The sequence below is a fragment of the Pantoea sp. MBD-2R genome, from assembly GCF_039134845.1.
Classification (GTDB): Bacteria; Pseudomonadota; Gammaproteobacteria; order Enterobacterales; family Enterobacteriaceae; genus Erwinia.
The window spans coordinates 3,994,842-4,018,890 of the sequence record NZ_CP152417.1 but is presented as its reverse complement, the minus strand read 5'-3'; the positions used below and the strand labels follow the sequence as shown (position 1 = coordinate 4,018,890).

Genomic DNA, 24,049 nt, shown 5'->3' with positions numbered 1-24,049 from the left:
AAAAGTTTATTTCCCTTCTTGTTGCTTCTCTGTCATCTGGCGAATGGCTTTAACCTTTGCTGGCGTGACGGCGGCGGCCTGGTTGCCCCAGCTGCTGCGAATGTAGCTCATCACATCAGCCACTTGCTTATCGTCCATTGTCCACGCATAAGCGGGCATCGTTTGCGACAAACCCTGCTGCGTTAGCGGTGTATGAGCGCCTTCCAGCACCACGCGGATCGCATTAAGTGAACTTTCTCCCGCCACTGCGGTGTTACCTGCCAGCGCCGGAACAAAACGATCGACGCCTTCACCGTTGCTGCCGTGACAGGTCGCGCAATATTGCCGGTAGCTTTGCTTTCCGTTCCCTGCTGCCGTTGTCGCCGTGTGGGAAACCGCAGAAGGGAGAGCGGGCAGAGCATGCAGATAAGCGCCAATTGCCTGCAAATCTTCCTGCGTAAGATATTGCGTACTGTGGGTGACGACTTCAGCCATCGGCCCGGCGACTGCACTGTGCTGACTGCGGCCCGTTTTCAACAGGTCGACAACGGTTTTTGGCTCCAGCCCACGTAATGACGGCGCGTACCAGCCAGCCAGTTCTCCGCCGCTGAGATAAGCCGCATCCGCTGCGCTTTCTCCTTTTTCCTGCATCGCCCAGCCTCGTGGCGTGTGGCAACTGCCACAGTGTCCCGGCCCCTGAACCAGCCATGCGCCACGGTTCCATTCGGCACGTTGCTGTGGGTCTGGGCGGAAGACCGGGCTGTCATGAAATAACGCGTTCCAGACGGTCAGCGGCCAGCGCATCGACAATGGCCAGGGAATATCGCTGGCGCGGTTGGCCAGCGGCTGCGGCTGCACTTCCTGCATTAAATAATCATACAGCGCCCGCATCTGCACGGGATCCATTTTGGCATAGGCGGTGTAGGGCATCGCCGGATAAAGGTGATGACCGTCTTTCGCCACGCCTTTGCGCATCGCACGGTCGAAATCCTCGAAGCTGTAGTCGCCAATTCCCTGCTGCTTATCGGGCGTGATATTTGTCGACCAGATATCGCCGAGCGGCGTGGTAAAACGGACGCCCCCGGCCAGCGGCTTGCCTTTCGGCGCCGTATGGCAGGCGCTACAATCCCCCGCTGTTGCCAGATATTCGCCCTCAGACATTGGCACGGCCTGGGCGCTTCCGGCCATCACCAGTCCGCCAATAAGGAGATTACGCAGCCTCATGCTTTCTCCTTAGCGGCGGTCGCTGCTTGCGAAGTCAGCTCATTAACCGCTCGCCAGGCCTGATCGATTGCCGAGTTGGCATACGGGCTCCAGTCGGAATCCGAATTGGCAATAGTGATGTTGCCGACAGGGCGGCGGGCGAGGTTAATGGTCGCCTGCGCCTCGTCTTCATCATCGAACAGCCCGTTGATAAAATAAGAGTAGCCATGTGACCAGCGGTTGACGGTAATCGCTTCGATGTCGCGCTGATGGTCAAATCCGGCAGCGCCTAACATGCCCTGAAGCTGCTCGCGGATCATCTGTTCATGCACGGCAAAAGAGGTGCCTAATAGCTGCGCACGACCTTTGCGAGCCTGTTCACGCGAGCTAAGCCCGCTGCCCGGTACGCAAGGGACATGAACCATATGTAACCCAATGGGTTGTTCAGGATCGCGTGGATGGCGATAGCTGCCCAAATCTACCGGATAATCGAGCTTAACGCGGCAGTAAGGCGCGGTCGGACAGTAAACTTCCTGCACGCCCAGCGCTTTAAAGGCTTTCCAGTTTTTGATCAGGACTTTGCTGTATACCAGCGGCGCCTTAACGTTCTGTTTTAAGGCTTCCTGCTGTTCCGGAGGAATTTCCGGCACAAGGTAAGGGATCATCATGTTATAGCCAGCCATCACCACCTGACCGGCATGAACTTTTGTTAGTTTGTCGCCGGTGGCGTAGGTGACTTCAACGCCGTCAGCGACGTTGGCAACATGCATGCCGGTGCTGTTCAGACGCAGCTTCACCGGCCACGAAGGCTTGTCCAGCTGGCTGTAATCAAATTTGGCCGTCACGATCGCCTGCATGCTCTGTTCGGCCGGACTGACTGCCGGAATGAGTTTCCGCACCATCAGACGCGCCAGCGTGGCGTTGCCGTCCGGGAAATGGAAGACGTAGGGATCGTCAAGGTCAGCCTGTGATTCGGCATCCATAGGCGGCAGATTCATGCCGTTGAGCCCTGGCAAATCGCAAATACGGGCGTCACTGCATGAGGTGGCATCAATGCCGACCGCCTGAAAATCGCTGGTGGTTTGCTGGAAATAGCGGATCGCCAGCGGGCTGAGGCCGACTTTTTCCCGCAGGAATTCGCTATAGCTGTGGCTGTCCAGCCAGGCCATTTTCTCTTCGGTACTTAAACCGGGCAGATAATCTTTCGGCTGGGTATGCAATAAAATCAGCGCATCCCGATCGGCCTGTGGCAGCGGGAAATCGCCGATAAACGCTTCATATGAGCGACCGTTTAAGCGATCGCGAGGAATATCATCAGCCACCATCCTGCCAGGATCGCCACTGACGATTTTATCCACGCCAAAGTTTTCGCGGTCAAAATAGACGCCACGGCTGAAATTGAGATCGGGGTAAAATGTCTTATCAAAGCCTTTTTCCAGCGTATCAATATTGACGCCTAACTGTGAAATCAGCTGCATCACCACCGGGCTGAAATTGGAGCGCGGAGATTGTAAAGACTCACTGCCGCCATAGCCCAGAATCATGCCTTTGGCGGATGAAAGCTCGTTACGCTTTGCATGTCCGCCAAAATCATCATGGTTATCGATCAGCAAGATTTTCTGGTCTGTCCCTTTCAGCTGCTGCCAGAAACAGGCCGCCGCCAGGCCGCTGATACCAGCGCCTACCACGACCAGATCGTAGGTTTCGCTAACCGGCAGTCGTGTATCGGGAATGTTTTCGCCCGCACGTGCCAGGCGATGGGCATTTTCAAAGGAACCCGGATGGTTTCCACGCAGGCCTGTTAAGGCAGGAGGGTAAGTCAGCGTCTGCTGAGCCGCCAGGGGTGAAGCGCGCAGGATGTGGCTCGGGGTAAGTCCTGCGGCAATCGTTATCGCTACGCCATTGAGAAAATCGCGTCGTGTGATGCTCATTATCATTTCCTTGTGGGGCTTCTTCGTCATCACGAAAAGCGCGGTGCAAAAGCGGCGCTATTGTGCTTACCCACGCAGGAAGATCAAGGAAAAGGTAAATTCATTACGCGCGAAGCCGGAAGCGCGGCATTATGCATAGCGCTTCCGGCTGTCCGGCAGGAGAGGAGAGCGGCGTGGGGGCTGAGTTATAACTCACCGGTAACGTACTGCGCTACACCGTGGCCGAAACTCCAGTCGCCTTTGCTGTTGGTAATAAAAGTGATCATCACGTCGCTGCCTTCAATGCCGCAGCTCTCTTTTAACTCGCGGCAGAGTTCTGCCATAAAAAATTGCTTCTGCTCGTCGCTGCGCGGGCTGGTAAAAACACGCACCATGACCAGATTATCCGTACGGGTTAATCCCAGACCCGTATCTTCGAACACCATCTGATAACTCTTGTTTTCGTGAACAATCTGATAACGGTCGCGTTGCGGCACTTTAAATGCGCTAAGAACAGCGCGATGCGCGGCATCCAGTAGCGTTTTTAGTTCAGATTCGGAGCGGCCCTGAATCACATCAAATTGCAGTAGTGGCATAATTTATTCCCCTTAAAATAATAGGTTATGAGCAGAAAGTCGTTCTGCTTTTCATTTTTCCTGCTTTACTTTACGGCGAATGTTGTGCGGAAAAAAGCGGTATACTTGAATTGATTATTTACTATTTTGAACAATCGATGGAAAGGTTATGAAAACTGACGCGCTGTGGATGCATCTGCACTGGCTAACCGTCCTGGCAGAGCAGGGGAGCTTTACCCGAGCGGCCGAGCGGCTGGAAGTCAGCAAAGCCGCCATGAGCCAAAAGATTAAAGAACTGGAGCAACAGGCGGGCGTGCCGCTGGTCACGCGCACCACGCGCAGCGTCAGATTGACCGGCGCAGGGGAAAAGCTGGTAGCAGAACTCCGCACGCCGTTTGCACAAATCGAGCAGAGCTTTTTTAGCGTGCGTGATTCCGCCGGGCCTTTGCGCGGGCTGGTTCGGGTGACGGCGCCGGTCGCTTTTGCCCGCCAGCATTTGGTGCCGCATATCACTGCTTTTCTGCGCGAGCATCCGCAGGTGCGCGTTCAGCTGGAGGTTTCCGACCGGCTGATCGCGCTGGCCAGCGAAGGATTCGATCTGGCCATTCGGCATAGCGAAACGCTGCCGGAAACGCACGTCGCTTTGCCACTGTGTACGACGCGTGCGTTAGTAGTCGCTTCTCCTGCCTATCTCTCTGAGCAGGGTGAACCTCAAACGCCGCAGGCTTTGAGCGAGCATCGGTGCCTCTACTATCCACGCGGAACGGAAGCGCCGCGCTGGGCCTTTGTATCCGCTTTGAACCCGCGGGAAAGGGTAGAGGTCAACGTAAGCGGCCCTTTTGCCACCAATAACAGTGAATCGATTAGGGATGCTGCGCTGGACGGATTGGGGATTGCGCTCTTGCCTGATTTTAGTGCTCATGCAGCACTGCGCGACGGACGGCTGGTCGAGCTTTTACCGCAATGGCAGGCAACAGGCGCGTTTGCACAGACGCTGTATATCGTGAGGCCATGGTCTGCACAGGTTCCCCGTGCGGTCAGCGGTTTTATTCAGTGGCTGCGCGATGCGTTTCGGGAACGCTGAAGCACACGCTTTCCTGTTCCAGCGCCGACATCATGAACTACCTTTATATGAAACAGGTATTTAAAGGAGAGAGCTGCGATGTCGCAAACCCAATATGGCCTGATTGCCGTCGATAAGCAGGGCAGTAACGTCCTGTTTCTGAATCCCGAAACTTTTGCCGTTGAGCGCGAGCTGAATGCTTTTCCCCCTCGCCCACACGAATTGTTGATCCTGCCCAAACAGCATAAAGCCTATGTGCCGATTTTCGGTGATGGCATCCATGGTGATAATCCTCATCCGGGCCACAAAATTGCGGTAATCGATCTGCTTAAGCGTCAAACCCTCGGTTTTATTGATATCAGTCCGCTGGAGTCCCCTCATACCGGCAGGCTGGGCCGCGATGGTTACGTTTATCAGTGCTGTGAAAACAGCGCGACGATCCTGGTGATCGATCCTGATACCGATCGGATCCTCCGCAAAATTGCCGTGCCGTCGCATAATACGCACCGTCTGACGCTATTGCCGTCAGGGGATAAACTATTCACAGATAACGAAGAAGATGCATCTGTAACCGTTGTGGATTTGACCCAGGGCGACGGCAAGGTAGTGGATAATATCGTTATGCCTGCTGCCATAAGCGGTATCGCGGCCTCACCTAAACATCCCTGGCTTGTCGCCACCGATGGCAGCCAGCCGTTGCTCCACGTTATCGATGCGGCCAGCCATCAGCGGGTTAAATCGTTGTCGCTTGCTGGCCATCAGCAACCGTCGCAAATTGTCCGTTTCAGTGAGGATGGCTCGCTGCTGGTGGTGATTGGTGACGACGAGCCGGTCATCAGCCTTTTTGACGGCGAGTTGAATCCGCTTGGGCAGGTTGCCGTGGGTAATAAGCCGATGGATGGCTGCTTCAGTCCTGATAACCGTACGCTGCTGATTGCTAATGAAGAGGATGGCACGCTTAGCGTGATTGATATCGCCACGCTGACCGTTATTGCCACGCCGACGGTGGGGCGCGGTTGCGAAGTGCTGAGCTATTTTGAAATGGCGTAAAGTTGAGAAAAAAGTAAATGAGTGAAATAACGGACCATACGATCACGGACATTCTTACACCCGCGCTGCGGGTGGTGTTTTGCGGCATCAATCCAGGAAAGTCGTCAGCGCATACCGGCTTCCATTTTGCCCATCCGGGCAACCGCTTCTGGAAAACTATCTGGCAGGCGGGCTTTACCTTCCGCCAGCTGAAGCCGGAAGAAGAACAGCAGCTGCTGGATACGGGTTGTGGCATTACGATGCTGGTGGAAAGGCCCACAAAAGAGGCGACCGAACTGTCGCGCGGTGAGCTGCTCGATGGCGGCCGGCTGCTGGTGGAAAAAATAGAGCGGTATCAGCCAGCGGCTTTAGCCGTGCTGGGCAAGCAAGCCTATAAGCAGGCCTTTGGCGTCAGTAAAGTGGAGTGGGGCAGGCAGCCGCAAAATATTGGTGAGACGGAGGTTTGGGTTTTGCCGAATCCCAGCGGATTGAACCGGGCATCGCAGGAGGAACTGGTTGCCGCTTACCGCGAGCTGGAGACTGCGCTAACCCTGCGTAAACGTTAGGCGTTTCATTGAAGTTGCAAAAAAATCAGGGCCAACGCGGACTTTAGAAAATCTGTCAGACGATCGCTCAATTCGTGCGTTACACTGCCGCCGGGTGCTCAGGAACTTTTTGTCCTGAGTGACCGGGACAAGAAGAGAAAAGCCCCACTTGACGTTAATCAAAGTGAGGCTGCTCTTCCATCCCAACAATGGAAAGGTAGCCTTTTACCTGCTGAAAAGCAATGGAAAGGAGGCCAGTGATGGCACAAAAATTGTTCGTTCTCAGTTTAATAGTGGTCTGTCTAACGCTAATAAGCGTTATCTGGATTACGCGTGGTTCGCTTTGCGAATTGCATGTTAAACAGGGAGGTACGGAGATTGTAGCCAGCTTAGCCTGCGAATCTGTAAGGTAAGGCAACATGCTGACGGGCAGGCTGCCCGTCAGCACATTGTCCGGATGTGATTCTTTGAGCACCCTTCTGACATAAAAAAAGCCCCTGCAAGCAGGGGCTTTTTGTTGCACAGGGCTAGACGGATTAATCGTCCAGGAAGCTGCGCAGAACTTCAGAGCGGCTTGGATGACGCAGTTTACGCAGCGCCTTCGCTTCAATCTGACGGATACGCTCACGGGTAACGTCAAACTGCTTACCGACTTCTTCCAGCGTGTGGTCGGTATTCATATCAATACCAAAACGCATACGCAGTACCTTCGCTTCACGAGCGGTCAGGCCAGCCAGCACGTCATGAGTTGCTGAACGCAGGCTCTCGGAGGTGGCAGAATCCAGCGGCAGCTCCAGCGTGGTATCTTCGATAAAATCGCCCAGATGTGAATCTTCATCATCACCAATCGGCGTCTCCATGGAGATCGGCTCTTTGGCAATTTTCAGCACTTTACGGATTTTATCTTCCGGCATCAGCATACGCTCGGCCAGCTCTTCCGGCGTTGGCTCACGCCCCATTTCCTGTAGCATCTGACGAGAAATACGGTTGAGCTTGTTAATCGTCTCAATCATATGCACCGGAATACGAATGGTGCGCGCCTGGTCAGCGATGGAGCGGGTAATAGCCTGACGGATCCACCAGGTAGCATAAGTAGAGAACTTATAACCACGACGGTATTCAAACTTATCCACCGCTTTCATCAGACCGATGTTACCTTCCTGGATCAGATCAAGGAACTGCAGGCCACGGTTGGTGTACTTCTTGGCGATAGAGATAACCAGACGCAGGTTAGCCTCAACCATCTCTTTCTTCGCACGACGCGCTTTCGCTTCGCCGATAGACATGCGACGGTTAATGTCTTTTACCTGCTCAATGGTCAGGCCGGTTTCTTCTTCAATCTGCGAAAGCTTGGTCAGGCCGCGCTGAACGTCTTCGGTTACGTCTTTCAGCTTTTCTGACCACGGCTTGTTCATTGCCAGCGCTGCCTGGAACCAGGTTTCGCTGGTTTCATTACCGGTGAACAGCGTAATGAAGTTCTTTTTCGGCATCTTACAGATTTCAACACACAGCTTCATGATGATACGTTCCTGAGTACGAACGCGATCCATCATGGTACGCATGTTGTTCACCAGGTAGTCGAACTGCTTCGGCACCAGGCGGAACTGTTTGAAGACGTCTGACAGATTCTGGATTTCAGCAATCGCATCTGCGTGGCTGCGGCCTTTGGCCTTAATGACCGTACGCGCTTTCTCGTACTGCGTACGCAGGTCGCCGAACTTCTCGCGTGCCAGTTCAGGATCGATGCTGTTGTCATCGTCAGCGCTGTCGTCGTCGGACTCTTCATCTTCGTCTTCGTCGTCGTCACGCTCTTCTTCAGAAAGTTCAGACCCTACGTGTGTTGCCGTAGGTGCCATTTCTTCTTCTGCGTTTGGATCGACAAAACCGGTGATCATATCAGACAGGCGAGCCTCGCCCGCTTCAACGCGATCGTACTGCTCCAGCAAATAGGTGATGGCTTCAGGATATTCAGCAACGGAACACTGTACCTGGTTGATACCGTCTTCGATGCGTTTCGCGATGTCGATTTCGCCTTCGCGCGTCAGCAGTTCAACGGTACCCATTTCACGCATGTACATGCGCACCGGGTCAGTTGTGCGTCCGATTTCCGATTCAACGCTGGATAGCACCTGAGCAGCCGCTTCGGCAGCATCTTCATCCGTATCGCTGCTGTTTTCATTCAGCATCAGATCGTCGGCATCAGGTGCTTCTTCCACAACCTGTATGCCCATGTCGTTGATCATCTGGATGATGTCTTCGATCTGATCGGAGTCGACGATATCTTCCGGCAGATGGTCATTGACCTCGGCATAGGTCAGATAGCCTTGCTCCTTACCACGGGTGACAAGCAGCTTCAGCTGTGACTGCGGGTTTTGCTCCATAAGACGGTATCCACACTTCTGTTAAATTAGATTGGTGTTGGTCGGCTAAGCTTAAGCAGCCAACAATAACAGTGAGGGCGTTGGATTATTGCCGCTGCCCATCGTGGCGGCTGCCAGGTTCAACCTGGCGGAAGTTCGGCACTTAAGCCGCTTGAATTGTGTTCGAAGCGCTCGATCTTGCCATTTTGAACGCTGACCGTGCTCGCCGTCCTCACGTAGTAAAGTACGCTGCGGGTGCTGTGCGCTGGCACCGTTCAAACTGACTGCGACAATCGCTTCTTAAAGCTGTTAAACCAAATCGTCGTCGCGTTTAAATTGGTTTATTACTGTTTCTTTAAAGCCTGACTCAGCGTCCAGAACTCACGCCGCTCGTCTGCGTTGAGTACATGAGTACGGTCGCGGGCTATTAATTCTTCCAGCCTGCGTTCCAGGGCGGCGTCGTACATACTGGCCAGCGAGTCCTTAAACATGGTTTCCACTTCATCTTCTACGATCATGTGGTTCCATGTAGCCAGTGTTTCAAGGCTCTGACTAAATTTTGTTCCGCGATATAACTCTAGTAGCTGTCCCGTAGTCAGGCCAGGATGCGCAACGCAGGTGCCGACTAACTCAACAAACAGCGTAAAGCCAGGCAGCTCAGAATTTCCTAATCCTTCCAGTGACGGTACCATTGTTGCCAGATCGGGATTCTGAATCAGCAGCCCAATGAGTATACGCATGGTTGTGCGTTTTAGCTGGGGCTGCTTAGGCGGTTTCGCGTTCTCACCCTGTTTTGGCAACAGTTTTTCCAGCTGGCTGTCGTCCAAAATTCCCAGCTTGTTGCCAAGCTCCTGACGCAGATAGATCCTCAGCGTTTCGCCTGGGACCTGGCTAATCAACGGCAGTGCCAGCGTACTCAGCTGCGCGCGCCCATCCGGAGAACGCAAATCAACCTGTGGCATCAGCGTGTCAAATAAGAAGGCGGAAAGCGGCATAGCCTGTTCCATCCGCGCTTCAAACGCCTCTTTTCCTTCTTTACGCACCAGCGTATCCGGGTCTTCGCCATCGGGCAGAAACATAAAGCGTAGCTGACGACCGTCATTCATGTAAGGTAATGCGGTTTCCAGCGCACGCCATGCTGCTTCCCGGCCCGCTCTGTCGCCGTCATAGCAACAGATCACATTGTCGGTTGTGCGGAAGAGAAGTTGAATGTGCTCAGGCGTAGTAGAAGTGCCCAGCGACGCCACGGCATAATCAATACCGAATTGTGCCAGCGCTACTACGTCCATGTAGCCTTCCACCACCAACAGTTTCGCGGGTTCAGGATGATGCTTTTGAGCTTCATAAAGACCGTATAACTGACGGCCCTTATGGAAAATATCGGTTTCCGGGGAGTTTAAATATTTTGGCAGCGCATCGCCCAGCACGCGCCCACCAAATCCTATTACTCGCCCGCGCTTGTCATGAATGGGAAACATTATCCGTTCACGGAAGCGATCGTAACTGCGGCCCTGGTCGTTAGTGACCAGCATTCCGGCATCGCTTAGCGACTGGCGGTCATCCTGACTGCGGCCAAAGCGTTTTAACGCATTGTCCCAGCCTGCCGGAGCAAAGCCGATGGAAAAGTGTTTAATGACTTCATCACTGAGCCCACGCTGCGCCAGATACTCACGTGCGCCTGCTGCCTGATTTTGGGAAAGCGACTGCTGGTAATACTCGCTCAGTCCGGTCATCAGCTGATACAAACTCTGCCGCTGGTGCCGTTCAAGCTGGCTGGGGCCCGTACCGCTTTCATAGGGCACTTCAAGGCCGTACAGCGTTGCCAGCTCTTCAATGCTTTCCACAAATTCCAGACGGTCGTAATTCATCAGGAAATCAATGGCGTTACCGTGTGCTCCGCAGCCGAAGCAATGGTAAAACTGCTTTTCGCCGTTCACGGTGAAAGAGGGGGTTTTCTCATTATGGAAAGGACAGCACGCGTGATAATTCTTGCCCTGCTTTTTAAGCTTTACGCGCGCATCGATCAGATCCACGATGTCCGTGCGTGCCAGCAAGTCATTGATAAAAACGCGTGGAATTCGTCCAGCCATAAGCCCCGGTTTATCAGCTCATAAACGAGAACAAGCCGCGCATTCCTTTCGGAAAGCACGGCCTTGTATACTACTACTTGTCTGTCAAGCGTGAGGGCAAGCCCTCAAAGATTAGTACAGACGAGTGCGGCGTGCGTTTTCGCGAGCCAGTTTCTTCGCGTGGCGTTTTACTGCAGACGCTTTAGCGCGCTTACGTTCGGTAGTAGGTTTTTCATAAAACTCACGACGACGAACTTCAGCCAGAACGCCTGCTTTCTCGCAAGAACGCTTGAAGCGACGCAGTGCTACGTCAAATGGCTCGTTTTCACGTACTTTAATTACCGGCATGTAACTCTCACCTCGATAAATTCGGTTTTGTTGCTGACGTCAGTGCCAGCTTGTTTCAAAATGGTGCGGAATTTTACTCCAACACAGGCTGCGTTGTAAAGCACCATAGCATAATGTCACCAACAGATGCGCCTGTGCCGCTGCCGGTTTTTTCAGGCGGATGATTATACACTAATCAACCAACTGCTGCGAAAGTATTTTCCCTTTGTACATCAAATAGTCATCGGTTCCGCACGGAAAATTGCCGCCGTAAGTCTGGCCTTCATGCTACACTGCGCGCCGCAAGAATGAGGTAAAAATGCCATGCGTGTACTCGGAATAGAAACTTCCTGCGATGAAACCGGTATCGCGATTTACGACGATGCCACCGGCTTGCTCGCTAACCAACTTTACAGCCAGGTCAAACTGCATGCCGATTACGGCGGTGTGGTACCGGAACTGGCTTCGCGCGATCACGTGCGTAAAACCGTGCCGTTAATCCAGGCCGCTTTGAAAGAAGCGGGCCTGAAGGCACAAGACATTGACGCGGTGGCTTATACTGCCGGGCCCGGTCTGGTCGGTGCGTTGCTGGTCGGCGCAACGATCGGTCGCTCGCTGGCTTTTGCCTGGGACGTCCCGGCCATCCCTGTCCACCATATGGAAGGACATCTGCTGGCACCGATGCTGGAAGAGAATCCGCCTGAGTTTCCGTTTGTCGCGCTGCTGGTTTCGGGCGGCCATACTCAGCTGATTGGCGTCACCGGCATTGGCGAATACACGCTGCTGGGCGAATCCGTTGATGATGCGGCTGGCGAGGCGTTCGATAAAACGGCGAAGCTGCTCGGCCTTGACTATCCTGGCGGTCCGCTGCTGTCAAAAATGGCGCAGCAGGGGGTGGCAAAACGCTTTGTTTTCCCTCGTCCAATGACCGATCGCCCTGGCCTGGATTTCAGTTTCTCCGGGCTGAAAACCTTCGCGGCCAATACCATCCGTGAAAACAGCGATGACGATCAGACCCGTGCTGATATCGCTCGGGCATTTGAAGATGCCGTTGTCGATACGCTGGCGATCAAATGTAAACGAGCGCTCGAGCAAACCGGCTTTAAGCGGCTGGTTATTGCGGGAGGCGTCAGTGCTAACCGGACGCTTCGTGCCAAAATGGCAGAAGTGATGCAGGCTCGCGGTGGTGAGGCGTTTTATGCGCGTCCTGAGTTTTGTACCGATAACGGCGCGATGATCGCTTATGCGGGAATGGTGCGTTTGAAGGACGGAACCCACGGCGAGCTGAGCGTTACCGTACGTCCTCGCTGGCCGCTGGCAGAGCTTTCTCCGCTGCATCACGACTAAACAGAACGCGCCATGATGTGATGGCGCGTTTTAAATGATTCATCAGGCAGAAGCCTGCCGCCACGCTGAAGCACTACTCTTCTTCGGGCTTGTTCCGCTTTTTCTTCTTCCAGATTTTTGTCTCCTGACCGCGCCACAGCCGCTGAATATTATCGTGATGGCGTAACAGCACCAGACACGACAGCATCGCCACCGGAAAAGTCAGCTGGGGCTTAAACCACCAGACATAAAACGGCGCAATCAGGGCGCTAATGATGGCGCCAAGCGAAGAATAGCCGCTCAGCAACACGGTCAACAGCCAGGTGCCGGTCATCAGTCCGGTCAAATCCCAGCCAATCGGCGCAATCGCGCCAAATGCCGTCGCTACCCCTTTGCCGCCTTTAAAATGGAAAAACACCGGATAGATGTGGCCCAGACAGGCGGCAATGGCGATCAGGCCAAGATAGAAAGGAGAGAGGCCGTAATGATAAGCCAGCCAGACCGGCAGCATCCCCTTAAGGACGTCGAAAATCAGTACGGTCAGTGCGGGTATTTTGCCGCCGATGCGCAACACATTTGTCGCACCAGGGTTGCCAGATCCATTCTGACGCGGGTCGGGTAATCCGAACATTCGGCAAACCAGAATCGCGCTGGAAATGGAGCCGCACAGATACGCGAAAAAAATCATACCAAGCGCGAATACACTCATAACACCGTTCCGCCTTCCAGGGGTCGTTTTGATCTCTTCATCCGTGGATAATACGCATAAACCGCCGGAAGTGGTATCCGGCAACCACAAAAACAGAGACTGCCATCATGGATATCGTATTTATTGAACAACTCTCCGTCATCACCACGATTGGTGTTTACGACTGGGAACAGACTATTTCACAAAAGCTGGTGTTCGATGTCGAAATGGCCTGGGACAATCGCCGAGCCGCCGCCAGTGATGACGTCGCTGACTGCCTGAGCTATGCCGACGTCAGTGAAGCCATCATTAATCACGTGGCCGGCGGCAAATTTGCACTGGTTGAGCGCGTCGCGGAAGAGGTCGCCACTCTGCTAATGCAGCGATTTAACTCTCCCTGGGTTCGCATCAAACTCAGCAAGCCGGGCGCGGTTGCACAGGCGCATCAGGTAGGCGTCATCATTCAACGAGGGACTATTCCGAAATAAGAGCATTGTGATTGCCATCACAGTGAAACCAAACCACATTATGGGTCTCTAAGATTGGCCTAACCCAATGTGGGCACAATTTCGGCGGTAGCGCACGAGCTACCGCCTTTTTAATGGTTTTTATACGGATAGGGGTAGAGTAGATGGCAGATATTCATCAGCTGTGGGTGGCAGCCATACTGGGTATTGTTGAAGGGCTGACGGAATTTCTTCCCGTCTCTTCCACCGGACACATGATCATTGTCGGTCATCTGTTAGGGTTTGAAGGCGATAAAGCCGATACTTTTGAAGTGGTTATCCAACTGGGCTCCATCCTGGCTGTCGTCGTGATGTTCTGGCGACGCCTGTTTGGCCTGATCGGTATCCATTTCGGTAAAGTACCGCACGAAGGCACCGGCAAAGGCCATTTAACCCTGATCCATATTCTGTTGGGAATGATCCCGGCGGTCGTGGTTGGTCTGGTGTTTCACGACAAAATCAAAACGTTATTTAATCCAGTCAACGTGATGTATGCCCTGGTCGTCGGCGGTGTGCTGCTGCTGGCTGCGGAGTTCCTGAAGCCAAAACAGCCGAAAGCGGTTGGCATTGATGATATGACCTATCGTCAGGCCTTTATCATCGGCTGCTTCCAGTGCCTGGCGCTGTGGCCGGGCTTCTCCCGTTCAGGAGCGACCATCTCTGGTGGGATGCTGATGGGCGTCAGTCGCTATGCGGCAGCGGAGTTCTCCTTCGTCCTGGCGGTGCCAATGATGATGGGAGCAACGGTGCTGGATCTGTATAAAAGCATCGCCTTCCTGTCGATGGCTGACTTCCCGATGTTCGCCACCGGCTTTATTACCGCCTTTATCGTGGCGCTGATTGCCATCAAGGTGTTCCTGAAGCTGATTCAGCGCATCTCCTTTGTGCCGTTTGCCATCTACCGCTTCATTGTGGCGGCTGCGGTTTACATGATCTTTGTCTAGTTAATGCAGAACGAGCCGGATGGATGAGTCCGGCTCGTTGCTTAAGCCTTTGCTACCTGCCAGTCACCTAACGCCTTGATACGCCTTCTCGATAATTCTTCTCTGACTTCAGCGCCTTTAAAACCTGCGGCAACAACCTCTTTGGTCGAGACGTTCAGAACGATTTCAAACGCTTTACGCAGATAATCGCCTTGCGGATACGCATTGTTTTCGAAACCGGTACGCCCACGCGCGTCTGCTTCGCTGGTCAGGGCCAGTTGCTCAACGCGCTGGGGTTTACGCCAGGCATCAATGCGGTCAAACAGCGCCACCAGCGTTTCCGGACTCTGGCGGTCAACGGTATGCACCAGATCATGAAATTCCGTCACCAGCAGTGCCAAATCACGCAATGCATTCGGCACCCGCAATCGCTGACAAAGATGCTCAACCAGCGGGACGCCAGCAGGGCCATGACCATGATGGCTCGGCCATTTTTCCGGCGGCGTCAGCGCCTTGCCAACATCGTGGAAAAGGGTAGCGAAGCGCACGGCAATATCTTCAGTGAGCTGGGCGGCAATCGCGAGCGTCATCAGCGTATGGATGCCCGTGTCGATTTCGGGATGCCATTTCGCCGGGGCGGGGATGCCGTACAGGTTGTCCAGCTCCGGGAAAAGCACGGCTAATGCACCACAATCCCGTAAGACCTGAAAATAGACCTGGGGATTGCGGGTCTCCAGCGCCTTTTCGGTCTCTTTCCAGACGCGTTCAGGCGTCAGCGCATTCAGCTCGCCGCTTTCGACCATCCAGCGCATCAGTGCCTGAGTATCAGTGGCAACAACAAAATTGAGATGGGCGAATCGCGCCGCGAAACGGGCGACACGCAGCACCCGCAGGGGATCTTCCTTAAAAGCCTCGGAGACATGGCGCAGTTGGCGTTGCTGGATATCATCGCGACCGCCATAGGGATCGTAATAATTGCCATCATCATCCTGCGCTATGGCATTGATGGTCAGATCGCGGCGCTGCAAGTCCTGCTCAAGGGTGACGTCCGGCGCGGAGTAGCAGACAAAGCCGGTGTAGCCGCTGCCGCTTTTGCGTTCGGTACGAGCCAGCGCATATTCCTGATGGGTCTCGGGATGAAGAAAAACGGGGAAATCGCGGCCAACCTGTTCATAGCCCAGCGTCAGCATCTCTTCGGGCGAAGCGCCAACCACGACCCAATCTTTGTCTTTGACCGGTAAATTCAGCAGGGCATCGCGTACCGCGCCACCGACAAGGTAAGTCTTCACTACACACTCCTGGATTAAACGTTTCAGGCATCATACGTAAAGTGTAGAAGCTGTCATAGCGTTGCGAAGAGGCCGGCCTTTGCGCAGGCATGCGAAAAAGGGCATCGGAAGATGCCCTGAATACAACCAGACGGGAAAATCAGTTCATCCAGCGATCTTTTTTCTTGCGGCTCGGGATCATATGCGGCAGCAGCAGCCCAAGCAGCAGGCCCACACCCGCTACACCGCCGCCGTACATAAACCATTGCATAATAATGGTGCGCTGTTTGTCATCCAGCTGAACATTGGCAGCATTCACCTTCTTCTGCGCCACCACCAGCTCATTTTTCAGCTTTTGATTCTGAGCTTTCAGGCTGTTGATCGCATCATCACTGCCGGCGACTTTTTTCTGCATCTCGGCGGTGCGCTGGTTCCAGCTGCCGTCAATGTTCGCCAGTTTATCGGTCAGATCTTTTACCTGCTGCTCCAGCTGCGGAACGCGCGTACGCAGGCTCGGTTGCTGGCTAAGCTGCGTCAGGGGGATCCAGGCGGTACGACCGCTGGCATCGCGGATCTGGCCGTAATGGGTTTCGTCATTGGTTTGCAGCAAAGCGACCTGTTCGCCCGCATTCAGGGTAGCAACCAGACGGTAGCTGTCGCTCGGCCCGCTGCGAACCCAGGTGGAAAGCTCATCAGAAATATAGCGTTTTTCTTCGGCATGTACGGATGCTGCTACGCTAAAAGTGAGTAAAGTGAGGCCAATAAAATGCGTTTTTTTCATTCGATATCTTTTTTACGTGAGTGCAGGAAAAAAGTAATGGCACAGTCTGGAGCTGGCTCGCATAAAGCTGAATGAGAACTATCCTGGTCTCAAATCGCTACGAGGCGGCGCGCATCGCTTTAAGAAAGCCAGGACAGCCTGGGGGATTGTGCATTACTCTTCTCGTCATAACTGTCTGATCCCGGCCATGCGACCTGCCGTAAGCGAAAAAAAGCCGGGACCTGTAAGGGATAATCAGACCTGAATGTCACTATCGTACCGGTAACTAACTGATTAAGAAAATATGACCATCGAAATTGAATTAAAGTTCATCGCCTCACCTGAAGCAGCCGAAAAACTTTCCTCACGGATGGCGGCCTGGCCGAACCAGCATGCCGCGCCGCAAAAGCTGACCAATATTTACTTTGAGACAGAAAACCGTCAGCTTCGCCGCTGGGATATGGGCCTGCGCATCCGCGGCTATGGCGACAGTTATGAAATGACGCTTAAAACCGCCGGGCAGAGCGTGGGCGGATTGCATCAGCGCCCGGAATATAATGTGCCGCTGCAAAAGCCCGAACTGGATATTGCACAGCTGCCGACAGAAATCTGGCCTGAAAACTGTGATTTAGCGGCGCTACAACAGCAGCTGCACCCACTTTTCAGCACCCACTTCATTCGTGAAAAGTGGGTGGTCACTTACCTGAACAGCGAGATAGAAGTTGCATTTGACCAGGGAGAAGTGCGTGCCGGTGAGCAGGCTGAGCCGCTGAACGAAATCGAGCTTGAACTCAAATCGGGCGAGCGTGATGACCTGCTTGCCTTTGCTGCGGAACTGGTCGAAATGGGCGGTTTGCGCCTGGGCAGTTTAAGCAAGGCGGCGCGCGGCTATGCGCTGGCACAGGGCAATCCACAGCGTGAACTGCATCCGCTGCCGGTCTTAAAACTAAAACCGAAAGCGACCGTGGAAGAAGGTATGCGCAGCGCTTTCACGCTGGCCTTAAGCCAGTGGCAGTATCATGAAGAGCTGTGGCTGCGCGGTAATCATGCTGCTTTGCACGAAATACGCCAGGCGCTGGAAACGCTGCGTCAGGCCTTTACGCTGTTTGGTGCGCTGGTGCCGCGAAAGGCCAGCAGCGATCTGCGACAGAAGCTGGTAGCGCTGGACGAGGCGTTAACGGCAGAAGCTTTACAGGCGGAAACGTTGTGCTTCAGTCCGCTTTGGTTACAGACCCAGTTAGCACTTACTCATTGGATTGCGTCCGAGCGCTGGCGCGAGTTTATAGATGCGAAAGCCGATGCCAAACTGCAAGGCTCGTTTAAACGCTTCAGCGATATCATGCTTGGTCGCGTCTCTGCCGATTTGAAAGAAACCTTTGGGCAAATCCGCCAGCAAAATGAATATCAGGACAAGCTGGGGCGTCTGACTCGTCAGCTGCTGGCAGCGCGTTTGTTAGCGGGCGCTTACGATGAAGCAGCCGTAGCAGCCTGGCTTCATGAATGGGAGCAGCTGGCTCACGCCATCGAAAACAAACAGGATGCCTGGCTGGAAACCTGGAGCCGTCAGGCACTGAAGCAGCCTGTTTTCTGGAAAAACGGTCGCGTCTGATCGCCGCCGCCGTCGTTGCTGTCTGACATCACCTTACAGGGAGTCATTATGTTGCCTTCATCCTCGCTGCCATTGCCACCGCTGCTGGCGGAGCAGGCAAACCAGCTAAGCGCCGAATGGGGTGAGTTAAGCACCTCTGAGCAAACGGTGCTGGTATTCAGTGATTTTGTTCGTGAGAGCCTCGCACGCCATTCTGAATGGTGGCAGGCGCTGCGCGACAAGGCGCCGGAGCCTGATGAATGGCAACACTATGCTGGCTGGCTACGGGAAAAACTCGCGCCGGTAGAGGATGAAGCAGCGTTGATGCGCGAGCTGCGTCTGTTCAGGCGGCATATGCTAACGCGTATCGCCTGGATGCAGACTCGCGGCGGTGATACGGCGGCTTCGTTACAGCAGCTGAGCGTGCTGGCTGAAACGTTGATCGTTGCGGCCCGTGACTGGCTATGGCAAGCCTGCTGCAAGGAATTCGGCACGCCAGTTAATGCTGAGGGGGAGCCGCAGCCGTTGCTGATCCTCGGCATGGGTAAGCTGGGCGGGGGCGAACTGAATTTTTCTTCTGATATTGACCTCATTTTTACCTGGCCGGAAAACGGTACGACGCGCGGCGGTCGTCGCGAGCTGGATAATGCGCAATTCTTTACCCGACTCGGACAGCGGCTGATCAAGGTGCTGGATCAGCCTACCGTCGATGGCTTTGTTTATCGCGTTGACATGAGGCTACGTCCGTTCGGCGACAGCGGCCCGCTGGTGCTGAGTTTCGCTGCGCTGGAAGATTATTATCAGGAGCAGGGGCGCGACTGGGAACGCTATGCGATGGTAAAAGCACGTCTGATGGGCGGTGCGGACGATCGCTGGAGCCAGGAGCTTCAGCAAATGCTGCGGCCATTTATCTATCGTCGCTATATTGATTTCAGCGTCATCCAGTCGCTGCGCAACATGAAAAGCATGATTGCACGAGAAGTCAGGCGACGTGGACTGACCGACAATATTAAGCTGGGTGCGGGTGGAATTCGTGAAACCGAGTTTATCGTGCAGGTTTTTCAGCTCATTCGTGGTGGCCGTGAGCGAGCGCTTCAGCTGCGATCCTTACTGCCTACGCTGGAAGCTATCGGCGAGCTCAATTTGTTGCCTGCTGAACAGGTAAGCCAGCTGGGCGAAGCCTATCTCTTTCTGCGTCGCCTGGAAAATCTGCTGCAAAGTATTGCCGACGAACAGACGCAGACGCTGCCAGAAGATGAGCTTAACCGCGCGCGGTTGGCCTGGGCAATGGGCATGAACTCATGGGCACAACTCCATACGCGGCTTGAGCTGCATATGGCTGCCGTGCGGGCGATTTTCGATGAATTGATCGGCGATGACACGCCGGAAGTGGGCGAAAATAAAGAAGCTGATGAATATGGCGTACTCTGGCAGGACCGCCTGGAAGAAGATGACCTGGCACCGCTGGTTCCACATCTGGACGCCCCGGCGCGGCAGCGTCTTTTGCAGGCGATTGCTGAGTTTCGTCAGGACGTAGACAAACGGACCATTGGGCCACGCGGTCGCCACGCGCTGGATCAGCTAATGCCGCGTCTGCTTTGTGAGGTGTGCCCGCGCGATGATGCTGATATGACACTCAGTCGGCTCACCCCGCTGCTGTTGGGAATCGTTACGCGAACAACCTATCTTGAGCTGTTGACGGAATATCATGGTGCATTAAAACACCTGATCCGGCTGTGCGCGGCGTCTCCAATGATCGCCAGCCAGCTGGCGCGTTATCCGCTGCTGCTGGATGAATTACTGGATCCTGCAACCCTTTACCAACCAACGGCAACGGACGCCTATCGCGATGAGCTGCGCCAGTATCTGCTGCGTATTCCTGAAGAAGATGAAGAGCAGCAGCTGGAAGCACTGCGCCAGTTTAAACAGGCTCAACATCTGCGCATTGCCGCCGCCGACATTGCGGGTACGCTACCGGTCATGAAGGTTAGCGATCACCTGACCTGGCTGGCCGAGGCGATGATCGAACAGGTGGTGCAGCAGGCCTGGCAAATGATGGTGCAGCGTTACGGGCGCCCCTCGCACCTCAGCGATCCGCAGCAGCGCGGTTTTGCGGTTATCGGTTATGGCAAACTGGGCGGTTGGGAGCTGGGCTACAGTTCGGATCTGGATTTAGTTTTCCTGCATGACTGCCCGGTTGAAGCAATAACGGACGGCGAGCGGAGCATTGATGGCAGACAGTTTTATCTGCGCCTCGCTCAGCGAGTTATGCATTTGTTCAGTACCCGAACCTCATCAGGCATCCTTTACGAAGTCGATGCGCGGCTAAGGCCATCAGGCGCGGCAGGCATGTTGGTCAGCACGTTCGATGCCTTTGATGATTATCAGCGTAATGAAGCCTGGACATGGGAACATCAGGCGCTGGTTCGCGCACGTATCGTGTTTGGCGACGCTGCGTTAAGCCAACGATTTAATGACATTCGCCGGGGAATCTTGTGTCTCCCGCGCGAAGCGGAAAAACTCAAAACCGAGGTGCGTGAAATGCGTGAAAAAATGCGTTCGCATCTGGGAAACAAACACAAAGGACGCTGGGATATTAAGGCCGATCGCGGCGGTATTACCGACATTGAATTCATTACGCAATATCTGGTGCTGGGATACGCCGCAGAAGAGCCGGAACTGACGCGCTGGTCTGACAATGTGCGGATCCTGGCACTGATGGCCAGCAACGGGCGCATGGAGGCAGCCGAAGCCAGCGCCTTGACGCAAGCCTATGTTACTCTGCGGGACGAGCTCCATCATCTGGCATTGCAGGCATTGCCGGGTCAGGTTGCGCCAGAGGCATTCAGTACGGAACAAGCGGTGGTAAACGCCAGCTGGCAGCGTTGGTTCGGCGACTGAACGCACGTTTGTGAAGGGTAAATGTGCGTGACAAGCTGCATGTGCTATCATCGCGCGCATTATTTTTTGATGCAGCCTGGAGTGTCTGGAATGAAAATTACGCTGCCCGATTTTAACCGTGCGGGTGTTCTGGTTGTTGGCGACGTGATGCTGGATCGCTACTGGTACGGCCCAACCAGCCGTATTTCTCCTGAAGCGCCGGTGCCGGTGGTAAAGGTAGACAACGTGGAAGAACGTCCTGGCGGGGCGGCTAACGTGGCGATGAATATTGCCTCATTAGGTGCCCACTCGCGCCTGGTTGGACTGACCGGCGTGGATGATGCCGCGCGGGCACTAAACGAAACGTTGACGGATGTTAACGTGCAGTGTGACTTTGTCTCGGTAGCAACACATCCCACCATTACCAAGCTGCGCGTGCTGTCGCGTAACCAGCAACTGATCCGCCTGGATTTTGAAGAAGGCTTTGAAGGGGTGGATGTTGAACCCCTACATGCACGCATCCGTCAGGCTCTGCCTGCCAGCGGTGCGCTGGTACTTTCTGACTATGCCAAAGGCGCGCTCGCCAGCGTAAAAAGTATTATTGCCATTGCCAGAGAAGCCAAAGTGCCGGTACTGGTCGATCCTAAAGGCACTAATTTTGAGCGCTATCGCGGGGCGACCATTCTGACGCCAAATCTCTCCGAGTTCGAAGCCGTTGTCGGCAAGTGTAAAGACGAAGCGGAGATCGTGGAACGTGGCATGGCACTGATGCAGCAGTTCGAGCTGTCCGCTTTGCTGGTGACGCGTTCAGAAAACGGCATGACCCTGCTGCAACCGGGCAAAGCGCCGTTCCATCTGCCGACTCAGGCGCAGGAAGTTTATGACGTTACCGGTGCTGGCGATACGGTGATTGGCGTACTGGCGGCGGCATTAGCAGCAGGAAACACGCTGGAAGAGAGCTGTTTCCTGGCCAATGCCGCAGCTGGCGTTGTCGTTGGCAAGCTGGGCACCTCAACCGTTTCTACCGTCGAACTGGAAAACGCCATTCGTGCTCGCCCGGAAGCGGGTTTTGGCGTGATGACAGAAGCTCAGCTGAAAGAGGCCGTCGTGCTGGCGCGCCGTCGCGGTGAAAAGGTGGTGATGACCAATGGCTGCTTCGATATCCTGCACGCCGGTCACGTTTCCTATCTGGCAAACGCACGCAAACTCGGTGACAGACTGATTGTCGCGGTTAACAGCGATGCTTCCACCAAACGCCTTAAGGGCGAGAGCCGTCCCATCAATCCGCTGGAAAATCGCATGATTGTGCTGGGTGCGTTGGAAGCCGTCGACTGGGTTGTGGCGTTTGAAGAAGATACGCCGCAGCGCGTGATTGCCGATATCCTGCCCGATCTGCTGGTGAAAGGCGGAGATTACAAGCCGGAAGAGATTGCCGGTAGCCAGGAAGTCTGGGCAAATGGCGGGGAAGTGCGGGTACTTAATTTTGAGGACGGCATTTCAACCAGTAATATCATCAAGGCCATTCAGTCGAAAAACTGACGGGCAGGATGAATGTTCAGGGGACGATGCAGATCGCCCCCTGATTTATTACGGCATATCTTCTGTTTTAATCACTTCTGCTGGCGCAGGTGCCTGGGCCGGTGCTGACGCCTGGTTTACATTACGGCTCTCCAGCTCGGCAATACGCTGTTCCAGTGCGGCCAGCTTCTCACGGGTACGCAACAGTACCTGAGTCTGCACGTCAAACTCTTCACGGTTTACCAGATCCAGACGAGTCAGCTGTGACTGCAAAGTCTGGCGGATTTTTTTCTCAACGTCGTCGCCAAATTCGCGGATCCCTTTTGGCATAGAGTCATGAACCTGACGGGCAAGTTGTTCAATTTTTTTCGGGTCAATCATGGCGGCTTCCTGGTAGCGGCAAAGTTTCTTTAAGTGTAATGCCATAACCTGAAAGGATAAACCCGAAATCGGTAAAGCCGCAAAATGGGTAACTATTTGCACGTTTTGTTCGTTGCTCTGCCATTTTTTCGGCGCTATAGTAATCAGGCTTATTCTCAGGGCGGGGCGAAATTCCCCACCGGCGGTAAATCAGCTACGGCTGAAAGCCCGCGAGCGCTTCAGACCTGCCGGTTTGAAGGTCAGCAGATCCGGTGTGATTCCGGGGCCGACGGTTAGAGTCCGGATGGGAGAGGGTAACGTTTCCTGACGGGCTTTTGCCTGCCTCGCCGTTATTTACTGCACTCCTAAGCACGCCCTGATTCTGGTAACCCATACAAAATAAAGGTTTATTTACCATGAATCAGACGCTTCTTTCTGAATTTGGCACGCCGGAACAGCGTGTAGAACGGGCTATTGCCGCTTTGCGTGCAGGCCGTGGTGTGATGGTGTTAGATAACGAAGATCGCGAAAATGAAGGGGATATGATCTTCGCTGCAGAAACCATGACCGTTGAACAAATGGCACTGACTATTCGTCATGGCAGCGGCATTGTTTGCCTTTGCCTGACCGAAGAGCGTCTTCGTGAGCTTGAATTACCGATGATGGTGGAGAACAACACCAGCTCATACGGTACGGGCTTCACCGTCACTATCGAAGCAGCCGAAGGCGTGACAACGGGTGTTTCAGCAGCGGATCGCATCACCACTATTCGTGCAGCTGTAGCCGATGGCGCTAAGCCATCCGATTTGAACCGGCCTGGCCATGTATTCCCACTGCGTGCTCGCAATGGTGGCGTACTGACCCGCGGCGGCCATACGGAAGCCACAATTGATTTGGTTACGCTGGCCGGTTTCAAATCCGCAGGCGTGCTGTGTGAACTGACCAATGATGATGGCACCATGGCGCATGCCCCGGAAGTGGTGGTTTTTGCCAGACAGCATGATATGCCGGTAGTGACCATTGATGATTTGGTTGCGTATCGCCGCAGCAAAGAGACGCTTCAGGCTAGCTAAGATTGATGCGGCGTCGGGCTAAGCCAAACGCCGCAGCTATTATCCTCTTCCTCAAGCCCGCCAGATGAAGTACCAGGCCGGATTCGCACTCGCCGGTTT

At 54.3% G+C, this 24,049-nt stretch carries 21 protein-coding genes and 1 riboswitch; of the genes, 11 read left to right on the top strand and 10 right to left on the bottom strand.

Annotated elements, in window-relative coordinates; genetic code table 11:
• Positions 1-6 precede the first annotated feature (6 nt).
• The 3 genes from AAGQ96_RS18420 to AAGQ96_RS18410 all read right to left on the bottom strand — a co-directional run bounded on the left by AAGQ96_RS18420 (position 7) and on the right by AAGQ96_RS18410 (position 3,688).
• On the bottom strand, positions 7-1,203 hold the full coding sequence (locus tag AAGQ96_RS18420; RefSeq protein WP_342754265.1) for a cytochrome c: 1,197 nt from the start codon (positions 1,201-1,203) through the stop codon (positions 7-9).
• The gene (locus AAGQ96_RS18415; RefSeq protein WP_147199903.1) at positions 1,200-3,113 is read right to left on the bottom strand and encodes an FAD/NAD(P)-binding protein; all 1,914 of its coding nucleotides are present in this window, start codon (positions 3,111-3,113) and stop codon (positions 1,200-1,202) included. Before AAGQ96_RS18415 ends, AAGQ96_RS18420 begins: the two co-directional genes overlap by 4 nt.
• Positions 3,114-3,298: 185 nt before the next feature.
• Complete coding sequence (locus AAGQ96_RS18410) at positions 3,299-3,688, bottom strand: tautomerase family protein (RefSeq protein ID WP_147199902.1); 390 nt, start codon at positions 3,686-3,688, stop codon at positions 3,299-3,301.
• Between the two features lie 148 nt (positions 3,689-3,836).
• Between AAGQ96_RS18410 and AAGQ96_RS18405 the strand changes: the two genes are divergently transcribed.
• The 4 genes from AAGQ96_RS18405 (at position 3,837) to AAGQ96_RS18390 (ending at position 6,717) form a co-directional block, all read left to right on the top strand.
• Entirely contained in the window at positions 3,837-4,751 is a 915-nt protein-coding gene (locus AAGQ96_RS18405; RefSeq protein ID WP_147199901.1) for a LysR family transcriptional regulator, read from the top strand.
• A gap of 78 nt (positions 4,752-4,829) precedes the next feature.
• Positions 4,830-5,780 (top strand): WD40 repeat domain-containing protein, encoded by a 951-nt coding sequence (locus tag AAGQ96_RS18400; protein ID WP_342754264.1) that lies wholly within the window; start codon positions 4,830-4,832, stop codon positions 5,778-5,780.
• Positions 5,781-5,797: 17 nt separating this feature from the next.
• A complete protein-coding gene (mug, locus tag AAGQ96_RS18395; protein ID WP_147199899.1) occupies positions 5,798-6,325 on the top strand; it encodes a G/U mismatch-specific DNA glycosylase in 528 nt (175 codons plus the stop codon).
• A gap of 239 nt (positions 6,326-6,564) precedes the next feature.
• Positions 6,565-6,717, top strand: a complete 153-nt coding sequence (locus AAGQ96_RS18390; RefSeq protein ID WP_147199898.1) for a Hok/Gef family protein — start codon at positions 6,565-6,567, stop codon at positions 6,715-6,717.
• A gap of 123 nt (positions 6,718-6,840) precedes the next feature.
• Here AAGQ96_RS18390 and rpoD read toward each other — a convergent pair whose 3' ends face one another.
• The 3 genes from rpoD to rpsU all read right to left on the bottom strand — a co-directional run bounded on the left by rpoD (position 6,841) and on the right by rpsU (position 11,081).
• On the bottom strand, positions 6,841-8,685 hold the full coding sequence (gene rpoD, locus AAGQ96_RS18385; RefSeq protein ID WP_147199897.1) for an RNA polymerase sigma factor RpoD: 1,845 nt from the start codon (positions 8,683-8,685) through the stop codon (positions 6,841-6,843).
• Positions 8,686-9,008: 323 nt separating this feature from the next.
• Positions 9,009-10,754, bottom strand: a complete 1,746-nt coding sequence (gene dnaG / locus AAGQ96_RS18380) for a DNA primase (protein ID WP_147199896.1) — start codon at positions 10,752-10,754, stop codon at positions 9,009-9,011.
• Positions 10,755-10,865: 111 nt separating this feature from the next.
• Positions 10,866-11,081 carry a 30S ribosomal protein S21 gene (gene rpsU / locus AAGQ96_RS18375; protein WP_001144069.1) on the bottom strand — a complete coding sequence of 72 codons (216 nt, stop codon included), beginning with the start codon at positions 11,079-11,081 and terminating at the stop codon, positions 10,866-10,868.
• Between the two features lie 303 nt (positions 11,082-11,384).
• On the opposite strand from rpsU, the gene tsaD reads away from it, so the two are divergent.
• Complete coding sequence (gene tsaD / locus AAGQ96_RS18370; RefSeq protein ID WP_147199895.1) at positions 11,385-12,407, top strand: tRNA (adenosine(37)-N6)-threonylcarbamoyltransferase complex transferase subunit TsaD; 1,023 nt, start codon at positions 11,385-11,387, stop codon at positions 12,405-12,407.
• 73 nt (positions 12,408-12,480) lie between these two features.
• Here the strand turns inward: tsaD and plsY are convergent, their stop codons facing one another.
• Complete coding sequence (plsY, locus tag AAGQ96_RS18365; protein WP_147199894.1) at positions 12,481-13,095, bottom strand: glycerol-3-phosphate 1-O-acyltransferase PlsY; 615 nt, start codon at positions 13,093-13,095, stop codon at positions 12,481-12,483.
• Positions 13,096-13,202: 107 nt separating this feature from the next.
• Between plsY and folB the strand changes: the two genes are divergently transcribed.
• Positions 13,203-13,562 carry a bifunctional dihydroneopterin aldolase/7,8-dihydroneopterin epimerase gene (gene folB, locus AAGQ96_RS18360; protein WP_147199893.1) on the top strand — a complete coding sequence of 120 codons (360 nt, stop codon included), beginning with the start codon at positions 13,203-13,205 and terminating at the stop codon, positions 13,560-13,562.
• Between the two features lie 143 nt (positions 13,563-13,705).
• Complete coding sequence (bacA, locus tag AAGQ96_RS18355; protein ID WP_147199892.1) at positions 13,706-14,524, top strand: undecaprenyl-diphosphate phosphatase; 819 nt, start codon at positions 13,706-13,708, stop codon at positions 14,522-14,524.
• A gap of 41 nt (positions 14,525-14,565) precedes the next feature.
• Here bacA and AAGQ96_RS18350 read toward each other — a convergent pair whose 3' ends face one another.
• Both AAGQ96_RS18350 and AAGQ96_RS18345 read right to left on the bottom strand, forming a co-directional pair.
• Positions 14,566-15,792, bottom strand: a complete 1,227-nt coding sequence (locus AAGQ96_RS18350; protein ID WP_342754260.1) for a multifunctional CCA addition/repair protein — start codon at positions 15,790-15,792, stop codon at positions 14,566-14,568.
• Positions 15,793-15,931: 139 nt separating this feature from the next.
• Positions 15,932-16,552 (bottom strand): TIGR04211 family SH3 domain-containing protein, encoded by a 621-nt coding sequence (locus AAGQ96_RS18345; RefSeq protein WP_147199890.1) that lies wholly within the window; start codon positions 16,550-16,552, stop codon positions 15,932-15,934.
• A gap of 283 nt (positions 16,553-16,835) precedes the next feature.
• Here AAGQ96_RS18345 and AAGQ96_RS18340 point away from each other — a divergent pair, with 283 nt between their 5' ends.
• The 3 genes from AAGQ96_RS18340 (at position 16,836) to hldE (ending at position 22,538) form a co-directional block, all read left to right on the top strand.
• Positions 16,836-18,140, top strand: a complete 1,305-nt coding sequence (locus AAGQ96_RS18340; RefSeq protein WP_147199889.1) for an inorganic triphosphatase — start codon at positions 16,836-16,838, stop codon at positions 18,138-18,140.
• 48 nt (positions 18,141-18,188) lie between these two features.
• Complete coding sequence (gene glnE / locus AAGQ96_RS18335) at positions 18,189-21,020, top strand: bifunctional [glutamate--ammonia ligase]-adenylyl-L-tyrosine phosphorylase/[glutamate--ammonia-ligase] adenylyltransferase (protein ID WP_342754259.1); 2,832 nt, start codon at positions 18,189-18,191, stop codon at positions 21,018-21,020.
• A gap of 90 nt (positions 21,021-21,110) precedes the next feature.
• Entirely contained in the window at positions 21,111-22,538 is a 1,428-nt protein-coding gene (gene hldE / locus AAGQ96_RS18330; protein WP_342754258.1) for a bifunctional D-glycero-beta-D-manno-heptose-7-phosphate kinase/D-glycero-beta-D-manno-heptose 1-phosphate adenylyltransferase HldE, read from the top strand.
• A 48-nt stretch (positions 22,539-22,586) separates the two neighbouring features.
• On the opposite strand, the gene AAGQ96_RS18325 is transcribed toward hldE, so the two are convergent.
• Positions 22,587-22,898: an accessory factor UbiK family protein gene (locus AAGQ96_RS18325; RefSeq protein ID WP_147199886.1), complete on the bottom strand. Its 312-nt coding sequence runs from the start codon at positions 22,896-22,898 to the stop codon at positions 22,587-22,589.
• A 147-nt stretch (positions 22,899-23,045) separates the two neighbouring features.
• Positions 23,046-23,197: riboswitch (FMN riboswitch) on the top strand.
• A gap of 96 nt (positions 23,198-23,293) precedes the next feature.
• Here AAGQ96_RS18325 and ribB point away from each other — a divergent pair.
• The gene (gene ribB / locus AAGQ96_RS18320; protein ID WP_147199885.1) at positions 23,294-23,950 is read left to right on the top strand and encodes a 3,4-dihydroxy-2-butanone-4-phosphate synthase; all 657 of its coding nucleotides are present in this window, start codon (positions 23,294-23,296) and stop codon (positions 23,948-23,950) included.
• The last annotated feature ends 99 nt before the right edge of the window (positions 23,951-24,049 follow it).

Bases quoted from the DNA above. Each gene is read 5' to 3' on its own strand.
- AAGQ96_RS18410 (WP_147199902.1), bottom strand. From the start codon at position 3,688: ATGCCACTACTGCAATTTGATGTGATTCAGGGCCGCTCCGAATCTGAA.
- mug (WP_147199899.1), top strand. From the start codon at position 5,798: ATGAGTGAAATAACGGACCATACGATCACGGACATTCTTACACCCGCG.
- glnE (WP_342754259.1), top strand. From the start codon at position 18,189: ATGTTGCCTTCATCCTCGCTGCCATTGCCACCGCTGCTGGCGGAGCAG.
- tsaD (WP_147199895.1), top strand. From the start codon at position 11,385: ATGCGTGTACTCGGAATAGAAACTTCCTGCGATGAAACCGGTATCGCG.
- AAGQ96_RS18345 (WP_147199890.1), bottom strand. From the start codon at position 16,552: ATGAAAAAAACGCATTTTATTGGCCTCACTTTACTCACTTTTAGCGTA.
- ribB (WP_147199885.1), top strand. From the start codon at position 23,294: ATGAATCAGACGCTTCTTTCTGAATTTGGCACGCCGGAACAGCGTGTA.
- plsY (WP_147199894.1), bottom strand. From the start codon at position 13,095: ATGAGTGTATTCGCGCTTGGTATGATTTTTTTCGCGTATCTGTGCGGC.
- AAGQ96_RS18390 (WP_147199898.1), top strand. From the start codon at position 6,565: ATGGCACAAAAATTGTTCGTTCTCAGTTTAATAGTGGTCTGTCTAACG.
- rpsU (WP_001144069.1), bottom strand. From the start codon at position 11,081: ATGCCGGTAATTAAAGTACGTGAAAACGAGCCATTTGACGTAGCACTG.
- AAGQ96_RS18340 (WP_147199889.1), top strand. From the start codon at position 16,836: ATGACCATCGAAATTGAATTAAAGTTCATCGCCTCACCTGAAGCAGCC.
- hldE (WP_342754258.1), top strand. From the start codon at position 21,111: ATGAAAATTACGCTGCCCGATTTTAACCGTGCGGGTGTTCTGGTTGTT.
- AAGQ96_RS18415 (WP_147199903.1), bottom strand. From the start codon at position 3,113: ATGAGCATCACACGACGCGATTTTCTCAATGGCGTAGCGATAACGATT.
- rpoD (WP_147199897.1), bottom strand. From the start codon at position 8,685: ATGGAGCAAAACCCGCAGTCACAGCTGAAGCTGCTTGTCACCCGTGGT.
- AAGQ96_RS18400 (WP_342754264.1), top strand. From the start codon at position 4,830: ATGTCGCAAACCCAATATGGCCTGATTGCCGTCGATAAGCAGGGCAGT.
- dnaG (WP_147199896.1), bottom strand. From the start codon at position 10,754: ATGGCTGGACGAATTCCACGCGTTTTTATCAATGACTTGCTGGCACGC.
- AAGQ96_RS18325 (WP_147199886.1), bottom strand. From the start codon at position 22,898: ATGATTGACCCGAAAAAAATTGAACAACTTGCCCGTCAGGTTCATGAC.
- bacA (WP_147199892.1), top strand. From the start codon at position 13,706: ATGGCAGATATTCATCAGCTGTGGGTGGCAGCCATACTGGGTATTGTT.
- folB (WP_147199893.1), top strand. From the start codon at position 13,203: ATGGATATCGTATTTATTGAACAACTCTCCGTCATCACCACGATTGGT.
- AAGQ96_RS18420 (WP_342754265.1), bottom strand. From the start codon at position 1,203: ATGAGGCTGCGTAATCTCCTTATTGGCGGACTGGTGATGGCCGGAAGC.
- AAGQ96_RS18405 (WP_147199901.1), top strand. From the start codon at position 3,837: ATGAAAACTGACGCGCTGTGGATGCATCTGCACTGGCTAACCGTCCTG.